The following is a 12,345-nucleotide window of genomic DNA, read 5'->3' as shown; positions in this document are numbered from 1 at the left end:
GGAGGGGATGAACGTGTTAAAAGATATGTTGTCTATTTTTACGGATAGAGCAGATTTTTTCTGGGAGTTATTGCTAGAGCATTTGGAAATAGCATTGGTTTCTATTTTGATTGCCATACTGTTCGGAGGGCTTGTAGGGATTCTGATCAGTGAATTCCCAAAAGCCGCAAGGCCGGCGCTAGGCGTGATCAATTTTTTGTATACGATACCGTCCATTTCTATGCTCGGTTTTTTGATCCCCTTTTCAGGTGTGGGCAATGCAACGGCCATTATAGCGCTGGCTATGTATGCATTGCTGCCGATGGTACGCAATACGCACACGGGTATTACGAATGTAGACCCCTCTATTTTGGAAGCGGCGAAAGGTATGGGAAGCACAAAAGCGCAGATTTTGTTTAAGATCAAACTCCCGCTTGCTATGCCAGTGATTATGTCGGGGGTTCGCAATATGGTGACGATGACAATTGCCCTTGCAGGTATTGCCTCTTTTATTGGTGCAGGGGGGTTGGGGGTCGCGATTTACCGGGGCATTACGACCAATAATGCGGCAATGACAATGGCCGGCAGCTTGCTGATTGCTTTGCTTGCCCTTGCAATGGATTTTATCCTTGGTTTCATTGAGAAACGTATCCGGAGACACAGCGCAAAAGCAAAGAGAACCAACAAAATGATGGCTGCCGTTGCGGCTGTCCTCTGTTTGGGCATTGTAGGGGGCGCCATAATCCATATACCGCAGAAAGACACCATACATATAGCCACAAAACCGATGACGGAACAATATATCCTCGGTGAAATGCTGGACATCCTGATCGAGCAGGACACAGATTTGAATGTTGAGCTGACGCAGGGGGTCGGCGGCGGGACATCGAATATCCAGCCCGCAATGGAGAGCGGGGAATTCGACCTGTATCCTGAGTACACAGGCACGGGTTGGAATGCGGTCCTCAAACACGACGGTTTATATACCGAAGATTTATTCGGTGAATTGAAAAATGAATATAGCGAACGATTCCATATGGATTGGATTGGGATGTACGGCTTTGACAATACGTATGGTTTGGTTGTCCGCCGTGAAATTGCAGAAAAATATAACCTTAAAACCTATTCCGATCTCAAATCTGTAGCAGGCGATCTCACATTTGGTGCGGAATATGATTTCTTCGAACGCGAGGATGGCTATGACGCCCTTTGTGAAACCTATGGGCTGGATTTTGGCAAAACAATGGATTTAGACATTGGGCTCAAATATCAGGCGATCCGCCAGGGAAAGATCGATGTGATGGTGATTTTTACAACAGACGGGCAACTGTCGGCTTCAGATGTGGTTGTTTTAGAAGATGACAAGCATTTCTATCCTTCCTATATTTGCGGGAATGTGATTCGCGCAGACGTGCTTGAGGAATACCCGGAATTAGAAGCCGTATTTGAAAAGCTGAACGGGCTGATTAGCGACGCGGATATGGCCGCAATGAACTATGCCGTTGAAACGGAAAGCAAAGAGCCGCGAGAGGTAGCGGAAGGGTTCCTTCAAAACCATGGCCTTTTGCAGTGAGGTGGATGAGATGAAAACAGAGATTGAATTTAAGAATGTTAAAAAAGTATACGGCGAAAAGGTAGTGATGGAGGGCTTTAATCTTTCCATAGAAAAAGGCGAGTTTGTAACGATTATCGGTTCATCGGGCTGTGGCAAAACGACGGCGCTCAAAATGGTAAACGGTTTGGTGCAGCCGACTTCGGGGGATATATTTGTTGACGGTGAAAATATCCGCAATAAAAATCAGACACAACTCTGCGGAAATATCGGCTATGCCATTCAGGGCAGTGTGCTGTTTCCGCATATGACGGTAGAGCAAAACATCGCTTACGTTCCAAACTTGCTAAACAAGCGGGATAAAGGGAAGACAAAAAACGCCGTATCCAAATGGATGAAAATCGTGGGGCTTTCAGAAGATTTGAAGGACCGCTATCCGTCCGAACTTTCCGGCGGCCAGCAGCAAAGGGTTGGTATCGCCCGCGCTTTGGCAGCGTCCCCTGAGATCCTTTTAATGGACGAGCCGTTCGGTGCGGTGGATGAAATCACGCGGGGGCAGCTTCAGATGGAATTGAAGCGGATCCATGGGCAGACAGGTATTACCGTATTGTTTGTTACCCACGATATTTCCGAAGCGCTGAGGCTCGGCACAAAAGTGCTTGTTATGAACAACGGCAAAATGGAACAATTTGCAAAGCCTGGGGATCTGCTTCGGAGTCCTGCAACGGAATTTGTAAAGGAACTTGTAAAAGGAGAGTGCCGCACCAGCGGCTTCTCGCTACAAGATGATTGATCTGTATACGGTTATTTAGCCGACGCTATGGAGGGGGGGATCGTGTGGCGGAGGACAAGGGCTAGAAGAGTCGCCTTGGGCGGTACGCTATGGAGTCCGGGGCAATCATGCAGCAGGTATACCGCAAGAAGATGGAAATACCGGTTGAGGATATAAAACGGTTTTCAAACGGAATTTTACATATTCGCGATGAGGGGCGCACAAGAATGTCGATGGGCGCACTTTTCGGGATAGTGGAAAAAGTTGAAGAAACATTTTCCAAAAAATTGTATGGCAGCTTGACAAGTAAAAATGTCAGTTGACTTTCACTGGCGAAAATGGCACAATTACTTTACACACGCCATATGTCGCAATCCCGATTACCACGGATAGAAAGGAACTTTTTATCTGTTTTCCGGCGGCACAAAGCCGAAAGATGTCCAGAAACTTCTCTGACACTCGGATGTCAGCGCCACAATGGACATCTACGCTCACGTCACAAGGGGAGCGTACTTCCGCAAGGCTACTGGATAGGGGACCCAACGGAGAATAAAAGATGCCCTTGTTTCAGCTCGTAGGGCAAAACAAGGGCAAACAGATAAGGTTTGAACGGAAAACAGGTGTGGAGCCTTGAAAAATCGATGTTTTTGCGAGCGTGGATCATGAAAGTGGAATTTGGAGTGGGAAACGATGAAACTATTTGATTGGGGCGGCAGAGAATAAAGGCATACTTCTTTGATGAAATGCACTATAAAATTTAAGGAGAACAAGGAAGTATGAACAAAATAAATTTAAGACCAATCATTACCATTGAAGACAAGAACACATTCGTAAGTGAAATACAAGAAGCTTTTCAAGACTCTTATGTATCAGAGTTTGGAAAATATGAAAAAACAATTCTTCCCATAGAAGATATAGAAGAATCTTTTAACACGAAAGGCTCTGAAGCCTATATTGCAGAAATCGATGGAGAAAGGGTCGGAGGAACCATCGTCGTTATAGATGATACGACCGGCTACAACTCACTCCATCTTTTGTATGTGAAATCAGACGCACAGAATACTGGAAACGGATTTAAAATATGGAAAGCAATTGAAGAATTACATCCTGAAACAAGAATTTGGGAGACGCATACTCCATATTATGATAAGCGAAATATCCATTTTTATGTAAATCGTTGTGGCTTTAAGATTGTAGAATTTTTTAATCCTAAACACAAAGACCCACACCAAATAAGTGAAACCGCAGGCAACATCCCAAAAGAGAACAATTATTTCTTTAGATTTGAAAAAGAAATGAAGTAGCCGGATTTTAATTTCTATTTTAACCATAATATCGAGTTCTTCCGCTGCGACAACCACCATTCCGGGCTCCACCATGGTTCGTCTGCCCATTATATCTGGCTGGACTTCTCTTGGATAGGTGCCGGATGACCGGAAAATCCCCGAGCGGGACATCCTTTTGGAAACGAGAAAAGGCGTAGCATTAAGCTACGCCCCCGCACAGACCGCTATATAGATTAGGGAATAAAAAATGAGGAGTATTATCAAAAGAACTTTTTAGATCCTTTAATAATACTCTGCATGGGATTACGCTACAAAAAAGACCCGCTACAAACGCGAGCGAAAAGGCATAATAAAAAAACCGAGCCTGGAACGCGAATTGCGTCCAGGCTCGACTGGTGCGGGTGACAGGACTTGAACCTGCACGCTTTGCAGCGCAAGAACCTAAATCTTGTGCGTCTGCCAATTCCGCCACACCCGCATTTACAAAATCTTATCGGAATATAGAGTTCTTCTGTAAATTTACGCTACTCATTATAACGAACCTTTCCTTAAATTGCAAGTCTTTTCCATGGAGATATTGACTTTCTATGTGGTTTTCACTATAATAATAAAGCTATACACTTTATTATGTGCTTACATAATTTGTGTATCATTGCGATAAGAAAACCGAAAAATAGATGTTGTTTTTCAATCGGGGTGTAGCGCAGTTGGTAGCGCGCCTGCTTTGGGAGCAGGATGCCGCAGGTTCAAATCCTGTCACTCCGACCAACCGGAGAACTCTTGTAGGGTTCTCCGTTTTTTTGTATCTTAAAACTTATTTCTGTATAAGGCCAAATGAGTAGTGTATATATTTGAAATTCTTTGGCGCAATGGGGAATGCTGCCGATATAGATGTCGATATGAATTGGGAATGCCAATGAAAAAATCCATGGCATTCCCGGTTGTTTTTTCAAATCATTTTTTAAACAGATTTCACCACTATGCTTCCAGAATGCCCCGCTCCAACATGGATTGCGCCGCGAGCATAGCGCCCAGGCGCCCGCTGTGGAAATTCAACCCGCCCTGCATCCAGGCGGCATAGGGCTCGCGCAGCGGCGCGTCCGCAGAGAGTTCGATGCTCGCGCCCAGGGTGAAGGCGCCTGCGGCCATGATGACCTGGCAGTCATAACCCGGCATGTCCCATGGCTCCGGCGTGACAAATGCGTCCACGGGGGCGCCCTTCTGCACGCCCTGGCAGAAGGCGATCAGGGCCTCTTCCCGGCGCAGGAGGACGGCTTGAATGATGTCCGCGCGCGGCTCGTCGGGCTTGGGCGTTACATCGTAGCCGAACTCGCTGAAGAGCGCGGCCGTAAACGCAGCCGTTTTGAGCGCTTCGCCCGTGACATGCGGCGCATGGAACGCACCCATAAACAGTTCGCGGTTGTTGCCGAGCGTACAGCCGATTTCTTTGCCGGTTCCCGGGGTGGTTAGCCGGTAGGAGCAGCTTTCCACCAGGTCGCGCCGCCCGGCGATGTAGCCGCCCGTGGGGGCAACGCCGCCGCCGGGATTCTTGATGAGCGAACCCGCCATCAGGTCGGCGCCGTGGCTGGTGGGTTCGTCGCGCTGGACGAATTCGCCATAGCAGTTGTCCACCATCACAATGCAATTGGGCGCCTTCTCCTTGGCAATTTTGGCGATGCGTTCGATGTCCTCCACAAAGAGGGAGGGGCGAAGGCTGTAGCCGCGCGACCGCTGGATATAGACCATTTTGATCGAGGGGGTGACGCGCTGGGCGATCGCCGCATAGTCCGGCGTGCCGTCGGGCAAGAGATCGACCTGCTCGTAGCGGATGCCGAATTCCTTCAAGGAACCGTTCCCATCCCCGGTCAGGCCGATCACGCCGCGCAGCGTGTCATAGGGCAGGCCGGTCACGCTGAGCATGGTATCCCCCGGACGCAAAACGCCGAAGAGCGCAACGGTGAGCGCATGCGTGCCGCTCACAAAATTATAGCGCACCAGGGCGTCCTCCGCGCCGAGCGCTTTGGCATAGACCTGGTCGAGCACCTCGCGGCCCCGGTCGCCATATCCGTATCCGGTCGAGGCCGCAAAATGGCTTTCGCTCACACCGGAAGAAATGAAGGCGGACAGCATCTTCTGCTGGTTGTAGTCCGTTGTATCGTCGATGCCTTTCAGGACGGGGGAAATTTTTTCCATCGCGCGGGCTGCCGCATCCTGGATGCGTGAATCAATTTGAAATGCAGGGTAAATCATGGGGTTCCTTTCTCCTTCTTCCATTTCCCGACGTTCTCCGCATAGAGCGCCATCTTAGGCTGCAATTGTGGATACGTCATATTTGTTGGCAATTCGGCAAAGAGCCGCATTTCCGCCATCTCCATGGGCGGCAGTTCTTCAAAAGTTTCAATTGTTGCGGTATATAGGACGCCGTAATTTTTGTCTACACCGTCGATCGGATCGCCCTCCACGGAATACGCGCAAAGGTACTCCAGATGGTAGCGGACCGCGCCGGTTTCCTCCCAGAGCTCACGCCGCGCCGCCGCCTCCGGCGATTCCCCCGGCTCGATGTGCCCGCCGGGGAATTCCCAGGTTGTCCGCGCCTTTTGCCGGCAGAGAACCCATTTTGCGTCCTTTTTCGCCAGTACGAACGAAAAAAGCGGGGAGGCGCCGTGCGGCAGGCGGGGATAAAAGGAAATCACCGGCATGTCAGCCATGATACGGCTTCACCGGCGAAATGACGGGCTTTCCTTCGCGGTCGAGCAGGGGGGTCAACCCTCCCGCATATCCGTTGCAGACCTGCAAATAGTTTACACCGGTCACCTGGTCCACTAGGATCCGAACGACATCCATGGTTCCCTGGGAAAAGACCACTTCAAAACGTTTTTCTTTCATAGGTTGTTCCTTTCTTGGACATCCAGCTCTGCAAAATGGCTGTGTCCAGTAAATCCAAGTGTTCGATAAAAGGCTTCGTTTTCCCCCGAAGCGCGGAAAATATAGATGGTATCCACCGGCAGGCTTGCCGCCAAAGCGAGGACAACCCGCGCCCCGAACCCGCGGCGCCGGACATCCGGCCGCACAGCCACCGCGGACAATACCGCCGCCTCCTCCGTTTTTGCAGAGCAGATGGCACAGGCGGCCAGGGAATCCCTCGCGCGAATGGCGGCGGAGCGGGCGGCCCCGTGGCGCGTCCGGTGGGAGAGGTCGAGATAAAACGGCTCAAACGGCGGCGGGAGAAAGCTGGCCGTTTGGCTTGCACGTAAAAGGGGATATAACAGCCGGGGGCTGGGGTCCCAGAGGATTTCCGCTTCCTCCACAGGGGCAGCCCGCTCTCGTAACGCCATGATCTCCCCTGTGGCGCGGCGGGGAAACGGCAGCGCCCGGGCTGCCTCGGCGGAACAGAGCACGGTCCGCGCCCCGGCAGCGGGGAGGAAGGCGGCCAGCTCGTCAAAGTCCGCACCGGCGCGCGCGTCCAGGATCATCACATCGTCCAGAAGGCATAGGGCTGCCCCGCGGCCCTGCACCCAAAACCGTGCGAACGGGTGAGCAAAGCCGTACGCAGCGGCCGTGGCGCGGATGCGGCAAGCAAAGGCGTTTCCCGAAAAGGAGGCGAGCGCCTCGGGGTGTTCTACAAATGCAATCATTCGCCGCCTGCAATCTTTTCCGCCAGCCGTTCGATCAGCGTTTCGGCCTCATGGAAATCCTTCTGGGAGATGAGGCTGACAGCGGAGTGCAGATACCGGCACGGCAGGGAGACCGCCACCGTGCGGACGCCGCCGCGCGAGACGTGGATGGCCCCCGCGTCGTTGCCTCCGGCCACCGCCTGTTTTGCCTGGCAGGAGACGCCGGTTTCCTTTGCCGCGTCGAACGCCATCTGGTAATATGCGCGGTCGTAGATGGTGCGGCGGTCCATAAAGGAGAGGACCGGGCCGCTCCCGACATGGCAGACCTGCTTGTCCTCCGGGACACCTGCGACGTCGGCGGCGGTGGTGCTTTCCACCACGATGGCGGCGTCGGGGTCCGCGATATACGCCGCGGTTTTGGACCCGTTCAGCCCGGTTTCCTCCTGCACGACAAAGGCGAACAGCATGTCGTAGGGCAGCGGCTTTTTGAGCAGGTCGATCAAGATGGCACAGCCTGCGCGGTCGTCCAGGGCGCGGCTTTTGATCATACCGTGCGCGGTGTCGAAGAGGGAGTCGAAGGTCACCGGGTCGCCCGGGGAAACCGCCTCCTCCGCCTCCTGGCGGCTGAGCGCGCCGATGTCGATATAGAGATCCTTGACCGGGACGGATTTTTCCCGCTCTTCGCTGGTGAGCAAATGGATGGGCTTTGCGCCGATCACGCCGGGGATGCCCTTTCCAACGGTGACGGGCTTGCCGCACAGCACCCGGCGGTCGATGCCGCCCACCGTGGCAAAGCGGAGCAAACCGTTGTCTTCAATATACGTGACGGTCATCCCCACTTCGTCCATGTGGGCGTTGAGCATCAACTTGGTCTTAGCGCGGTTCGCCCCCTTTTTGAAGGCGAGAAGATTGCCGAGCGGCGTGACCTCCACGCAGTCGGCATACGGACGGATTTCCTCCAGAATGATTTCGCGGATTTCCTCCTCGCATCCGGAGATGCCGCGTGCGCAGCAGAGACGCTCCAAAAGTGCCAGATCCGCCATTTCAGTCCACCCCCTTCACATATTCCGCCAGCAGGCGCGCCGTATACGCCACGTCCTGGGTGTCGATCACCTCGACCGGCGTATGCATGTAGCGCAGCGGGATGGACACCATGGCCGTGGGGACGCCGGTGCGGGAGACGGCGATTTCGTCCGCGTTGGTGCCGGTTTCCCCGCCCATGATCTCCATGGAGTAGGGGATCTCGTGCTCTTTGGCGAGCTCCATCAGCCGGTTTGTCATCGGACGGTTGAGAATGGGCGCCATGCCGATCATGGGGCCACCGCCCAGCTTGCCGCATTTTGCCGGGTCAACGCCGGGCTGGGCGGCAAAGCTGACGTCCACCGCGATGGCCTCCGTGGGTTCCAAAGAGTAGGCGCCGGTCTGTGCGCCCTGGCCGCCGGCCTCTTCGCGGCTGCTCAACAGGATGGTGAGCCCACAGGAGAGCGTTTGATTGCGCAAAAGCTGTGCACAGCGGATCAATGCGGCGCATCCCGCGCGGTCGTCCAGGGCCGGGGAGGTGATGCGGGTGCCCAGGAGACGCTTCTGCGGCGCGCGGACCAACACCCGGTCGCCGGGGGAGACAAGTTCCTGCGCCTCTTCCGTGGAAAGCCCCAGGTCGATGGCCATCCGGTCCACGGACTCCACCTTGTCCTCGCCGCCCTCGGTCAGATGCGGGGGCATGCAGCAGACAATCCCGGTCAACGGTTCCTTGCCAAACACGGTGACCGGGCTGCCCGGGAGGACCCGGCGGTCCGTGCCGCCGCAGCGGTCGACGCGCAAAAAGCCGTTCGTTTCGATACGGGTTACGATCAGGCCCACTTGATCCAGGTGGGCGTCCAAGAGAATCTGCTGTTGGGCGGTTTGGTTCCCCATGCGGCAGATGACATTTCCCATGCGGTCGATCTCGGTTTCGCCGCAGTCGGAAAGCTCCCATGCGGCGCGCCTGGCCGCTTCGGATTCGTCGCCCGGCGTGCCGGGCGCTGCGCAGAGCGCAAAGAGCAGTTCCTGTAAATCCTCGGTCATGGTATTCCTCCTGCTTGATACGATACAATTTGTATAATTTATTAAATTTATTACGGATGATTATAATCACCAGACGGATTTGCACGGTTTGGAGAACGACCGCGATTTCCATCGAAAACACACAGTTTATACAATTTGTATAAATGATATTCTATATATTAGGATTGTATTATTTGAGCGCGTTGACCAAGCGCTTGAAGTGGTTTCCACGCTCGGCGAAATTGGCATACAGGTCAAAGCTCGCGCTGGCGGGGGAGAGGGACACGATGTCGCCCGCTTGCGCTTCGGCACGGCAGATCGCCACAGCCTCTTCCATGGAGCGGGCATGGAGGATCTTGGGGCTGCCCTCCTCATAGGCGGGGGCCGCTTTTACCGCGGCCTCGATCTTCGGGCCGGTTGCGCCCATCAGGACCAGCGTTTTGACCTTGCCCACGATCACTGGGCCGAGGTCGTCGTACGGAATTTTTTTATCGTATCCCCCGGCGATCAGGATGATCTTGCGGTCGTACAGGGAGAGGGTGCCGCGCGCCGTGCGGGTCGGGCTGGTGCCGATGGAATCGTTGTACCACTTCACGCCGTCCAGCTCGCGCACCAATTCGGCGCGGTGCTCCACGCCGCCGAAGTTGCGGGCCACCACGCGGATGATGTCGATGGGGACGTCGCCCCAGACCGCGCAGATGGCCGCCAGATAATTTTCTACATTGATGGCGCCGGGGATTTTGATCTCCGACGCATCCATCACATAGGTGTCGTCCTTCCCCTGCGAGAGCAGGATGCGGCCCGCTTCATCGACCCAAGCGCCATAGGCGCAGCGCCCCCTCCGGCTGAAGGTGTAAAGCTGCCCGCGCACCTCGGGCGCAAAGCCTGCGGTGATGGAATTGTCTGCATTCAAAACGGTCCGCCCAAAGGCGTTCTGATGCAGGAAGATGTTCTTTTTGGCATCGATGTATTCCTGCATATCCTTGTGGATGTCCAGATGGTTGGGCGACAGGTTGGTCACCACCGCCACGTCCGGGCTCCTGCGCATGGAGATCAATTGGAAGCTCGAGAGCTCCACCACCGCGACATCGTCCGGCGCGACGCGCTCAATCTCCGGGAGAAGCGGCCGGCCGATGTTTCCGCCCAGATGGACCTTTTTCCCGGCCGCCTTTAAAAATTCCGAGACAATGGTGGTTGTGGTGGTCTTTCCGTCGCTGCCGGTCACCGCATAGATCTTGCAGGGGCACAGGTCGAAGAAGAGCTCCATCTCAGAGGTGACCGCCGCGCCGCGCGCACGGGCGGCGTCCAGATCCGGCAAGGTGAATTTCATGCCGGGCGTGCGGAAGATGATGTCCTCATCCAGGTTTTGCAGGTATGTCTCCCCGAGATGCAGGGCAACGCCGCGGGCCTCCAGATCGTCCCCCGTCTTGCCGAGTGCTTCCCGTGTGCGCCGGTCCCGCGCCGACACCACGGCCCCTTTTTCCTGAAACAGCGAAATCAGCGGCAGATTGCTGCCGCCGATGCCGCAAAAGGTCACCCGTTTGCCTTTGACCGAATCAAAAAATGCTTCTACTCTGCTGTCCATCGAACCGCCCCCGTCTGATCATTTTGCACCGTTTTTATTTGGAAATCGTTCAGCAGTAGTATTATAGCGCGCAGCAAATCGTTTCGCAATCCAAATTCCGTATAATCGGGCGAACCGCTGCTAAAAATAACCACATCCCATGACCACAAAACAGGAAGGGCGGTCGAATTGTATGACAAAAAACCGGAAAGTGCTGTTTTTGTCCCTTGCGTTGGTTGCCGTGATCCTGGTGCTGGGGGGCACGACGGTGAGCGGCTACATGCAGGCGTCCAAATACAAGATGAATTTAAACTACAACTACCAGCGGGCCGTGACAGACCTGGGCGACTGCGTGGACAACATCGAAAATACATTGAATAAGAGCATCTACGCCAATACGCCCACCCAGCAGAACGGCCTTGCGGCAAAGCTGATGCGGGAGACCAGCATGGCGAAGGCGGCGCTGGGGATTCTGCCGCTGGAGAGCGGCAACCTTGCCAACGTGAATAAGTTTATCTCGCAGGTGGGCGATTTCTCCATGGCGCTGTCCTCCAAAATTTCCGCAGGGGGCAGCATCAGCGAGGAGGAATATGCCTCCATGGAAAACCTGGAGCAGTACGCAAAGAAGCTGAAAGAGGGGTTGGACGGCATCCAGCCGGACTTTGACGCCGGGCCGGTGGACGCCAGCTTCCAGCAGGCAGCGGACGATTTTACGGACTACCCCTCGTTGATCTACGACGGCCCCTTCTCCGACCACATCGGCCAGCAGGAGCCAAAGCTCCTGGCGGGGCAGAGCGAGGTGCCACAGGGCAACGCCCAGAACAACGCGGCGTCGTTCCTCGGCGTTACACAGGACAAACTGACCCACACCCAGGACAGCGCCGGCGGCCTGCCCACCTATAATTTCGACTGCGGCACCATCCGGATCTCCGTGACAAAGGCGGGCGGCGTGGTGAGCGCGATGACGGATGGCCGGGAGATCGGGGAAATCCGGCTGGATGCGGATGGGGCGCGCACCGCCGCGCAGGGCTTTTTGGAGGCAAAGGGCATCCAAAACATGAAGGAAAGCTATTATGTCATCAACGACGGCATCTGCACCATCAATTATGCCTATTCCCAGGACGGCGTGACGTGCTATCCCGATCTGGTGAAGGTGGCAGTGGCGTTGGACACCGGCGGCATTGTCGAGTATAATGCGACCGGCTATATTATGAATCACACGGACCGCGGTGAACTCACGCCAAAAATCACGCAGGAAGAGGCGCAGAAGTCCGTCAGCCCCCGGCTCAAGGTGGAGAGCGGTTCCTTGGCGCTCATCCCCACGCCGGGATTAAACGAGGTGTTGTGCTACGAATTCCAATGCACAGGGGAAAATGAGGACCGCGTGTTGGTCTATATCAACGCCTCCACCGGGATGGAGGAGCAGATTTTCATTCTGATGCAGTCGGATTCCGGGGTACTGGTGAAATAGGGGGAGAGCGTGCGGGATTGCCGCACGCTTTTTCTCATTGACGATCATGCTTATAATCACTATA

At 54.6% G+C, this 12,345-nt stretch carries 12 protein-coding genes and 2 tRNA genes; 6 read left to right on the top strand and 8 right to left on the bottom strand.

The window, feature by feature from the left end; all coding sequences use genetic code 11:
* Nucleotides 1–7 precede the first annotated feature (7 nt).
* From I2E77_RS07755 to I2E77_RS07740, 4 genes are all read left to right on the top strand, one after another.
* Nucleotides 8–1,552, top strand: coding sequence for an ABC transporter permease/substrate-binding protein (locus I2E77_RS07755; protein WP_207738218.1), 1,545 nt, complete (start codon nt 8–10; stop codon nt 1,550–1,552).
* Between the two features lie 10 nt (nt 1,553–1,562).
* On the top strand, nt 1,563–2,324 hold the full coding sequence (locus I2E77_RS07750; protein WP_195450961.1) for an ATP-binding cassette domain-containing protein: 762 nt from the start codon (nt 1,563–1,565) through the stop codon (nt 2,322–2,324).
* 107 nt (nt 2,325–2,431) lie between these two features.
* Nucleotides 2,432–2,626, top strand: a complete 195-nt coding sequence (locus tag I2E77_RS07745; RefSeq protein ID WP_140400383.1) for a hypothetical protein — start codon at nt 2,432–2,434, stop codon at nt 2,624–2,626.
* A gap of 453 nt (nt 2,627–3,079) precedes the next feature.
* Nucleotides 3,080–3,607 (top strand): GNAT family N-acetyltransferase, encoded by a 528-nt coding sequence (locus I2E77_RS07740; protein ID WP_087234668.1) that lies wholly within the window; start codon nt 3,080–3,082, stop codon nt 3,605–3,607.
* A gap of 375 nt (nt 3,608–3,982) precedes the next feature.
* Here I2E77_RS07740 and I2E77_RS07735 read toward each other — a convergent pair.
* A tRNA-Leu gene (locus I2E77_RS07735) sits at nt 3,983–4,067 on the bottom strand.
* 214 nt (nt 4,068–4,281) lie between these two features.
* Between I2E77_RS07735 and I2E77_RS07730 the strand changes: the two genes are divergently transcribed.
* Nucleotides 4,282–4,357 (top strand) — tRNA-Pro (locus tag I2E77_RS07730).
* A gap of 210 nt (nt 4,358–4,567) precedes the next feature.
* On the opposite strand, the gene I2E77_RS07725 is transcribed toward I2E77_RS07730, so the two are convergent.
* The 7 genes from I2E77_RS07725 to murD form a co-directional block, all read right to left on the bottom strand.
* Complete coding sequence (locus tag I2E77_RS07725; RefSeq protein WP_195450960.1) at nt 4,568–5,839, bottom strand: methionine gamma-lyase family protein; 1,272 nt, start codon at nt 5,837–5,839, stop codon at nt 4,568–4,570.
* A complete protein-coding gene (locus I2E77_RS07720; RefSeq protein ID WP_195450959.1) occupies nt 5,836–6,297 on the bottom strand; it encodes an NUDIX hydrolase in 462 nt (153 codons plus the stop codon). Before I2E77_RS07720 ends, I2E77_RS07725 begins: the two co-directional genes overlap by 4 nt.
* A complete protein-coding gene (locus tag I2E77_RS07715; RefSeq protein ID WP_087234665.1) occupies nt 6,290–6,475 on the bottom strand; it encodes a DUF6440 family protein in 186 nt (61 codons plus the stop codon). The genes I2E77_RS07720 and I2E77_RS07715 overlap by 8 nt, the downstream gene beginning before the upstream one ends.
* Nucleotides 6,472–7,224, bottom strand: a complete 753-nt coding sequence (locus I2E77_RS07710) for a GNAT family N-acetyltransferase (protein WP_195450958.1) — start codon at nt 7,222–7,224, stop codon at nt 6,472–6,474. Before I2E77_RS07710 ends, I2E77_RS07715 begins: the two co-directional genes overlap by 4 nt.
* Entirely contained in the window at nt 7,221–8,246 is a 1,026-nt protein-coding gene (locus I2E77_RS07705) for a M42 family metallopeptidase (RefSeq protein WP_191363075.1), read from the bottom strand. Before I2E77_RS07705 ends, I2E77_RS07710 begins: the two co-directional genes overlap by 4 nt.
* Nucleotide 8,247: 1 nt before the next feature.
* The gene (locus I2E77_RS07700; protein ID WP_195450957.1) at nt 8,248–9,267 is read right to left on the bottom strand and encodes a M28 family peptidase; all 1,020 of its coding nucleotides are present in this window, start codon (nt 9,265–9,267) and stop codon (nt 8,248–8,250) included.
* Between the two features lie 169 nt (nt 9,268–9,436).
* Nucleotides 9,437–10,831, bottom strand: a complete 1,395-nt coding sequence (gene murD / locus I2E77_RS07695; RefSeq protein WP_191363077.1) for a UDP-N-acetylmuramoyl-L-alanine--D-glutamate ligase — start codon at nt 10,829–10,831, stop codon at nt 9,437–9,439.
* Between the two features lie 172 nt (nt 10,832–11,003).
* On the opposite strand from murD, the gene I2E77_RS07690 reads away from it, so the two are divergent.
* Complete coding sequence (locus tag I2E77_RS07690; protein ID WP_087234660.1) at nt 11,004–12,281, top strand: PepSY1/2 domain-containing protein; 1,278 nt, start codon at nt 11,004–11,006, stop codon at nt 12,279–12,281.
* Nucleotides 12,282–12,345 lie beyond the last annotated feature (64 nt).

The sequence above is a fragment of the Anaeromassilibacillus sp. 1001302B_160321_C8 genome, from assembly GCF_015554745.1.
Taxonomy (GTDB): Bacteria; Bacillota; Clostridia; order Oscillospirales; family Acutalibacteraceae; genus Anaeromassilibacillus; species Anaeromassilibacillus stercoravium.
Note: the sequence above shows the minus strand (reverse complement) of the source record. Positions and strands in the feature narration are given on the sequence as shown.

Coding starts and splice junctions, on each gene's coding strand:
- I2E77_RS07705 (WP_191363075.1), bottom strand. CDS start 8,246: ATGGCGGATCTGGCACTTTTGGAGCGTCTCTGCTGCGCACGCGGCATC.
- I2E77_RS07690 (WP_087234660.1), top strand. CDS start 11,004: ATGACAAAAAACCGGAAAGTGCTGTTTTTGTCCCTTGCGTTGGTTGCC.
- I2E77_RS07710 (WP_195450958.1), bottom strand. CDS start 7,224: ATGATTGCATTTGTAGAACACCCCGAGGCGCTCGCCTCCTTTTCGGGA.
- I2E77_RS07700 (WP_195450957.1), bottom strand. CDS start 9,267: ATGACCGAGGATTTACAGGAACTGCTCTTTGCGCTCTGCGCAGCGCCC.
- I2E77_RS07740 (WP_087234668.1), top strand. CDS start 3,080: ATGAACAAAATAAATTTAAGACCAATCATTACCATTGAAGACAAGAAC.
- I2E77_RS07720 (WP_195450959.1), bottom strand. CDS start 6,297: ATGGCTGACATGCCGGTGATTTCCTTTTATCCCCGCCTGCCGCACGGC.
- I2E77_RS07750 (WP_195450961.1), top strand. CDS start 1,563: ATGAAAACAGAGATTGAATTTAAGAATGTTAAAAAAGTATACGGCGAA.
- I2E77_RS07745 (WP_140400383.1), top strand. CDS start 2,432: ATGCAGCAGGTATACCGCAAGAAGATGGAAATACCGGTTGAGGATATA.
- I2E77_RS07755 (WP_207738218.1), top strand. CDS start 8: ATGAACGTGTTAAAAGATATGTTGTCTATTTTTACGGATAGAGCAGAT.
- I2E77_RS07715 (WP_087234665.1), bottom strand. CDS start 6,475: ATGAAAGAAAAACGTTTTGAAGTGGTCTTTTCCCAGGGAACCATGGAT.
- I2E77_RS07725 (WP_195450960.1), bottom strand. CDS start 5,839: ATGATTTACCCTGCATTTCAAATTGATTCACGCATCCAGGATGCGGCA.
- murD (WP_191363077.1), bottom strand. CDS start 10,831: ATGGACAGCAGAGTAGAAGCATTTTTTGATTCGGTCAAAGGCAAACGG.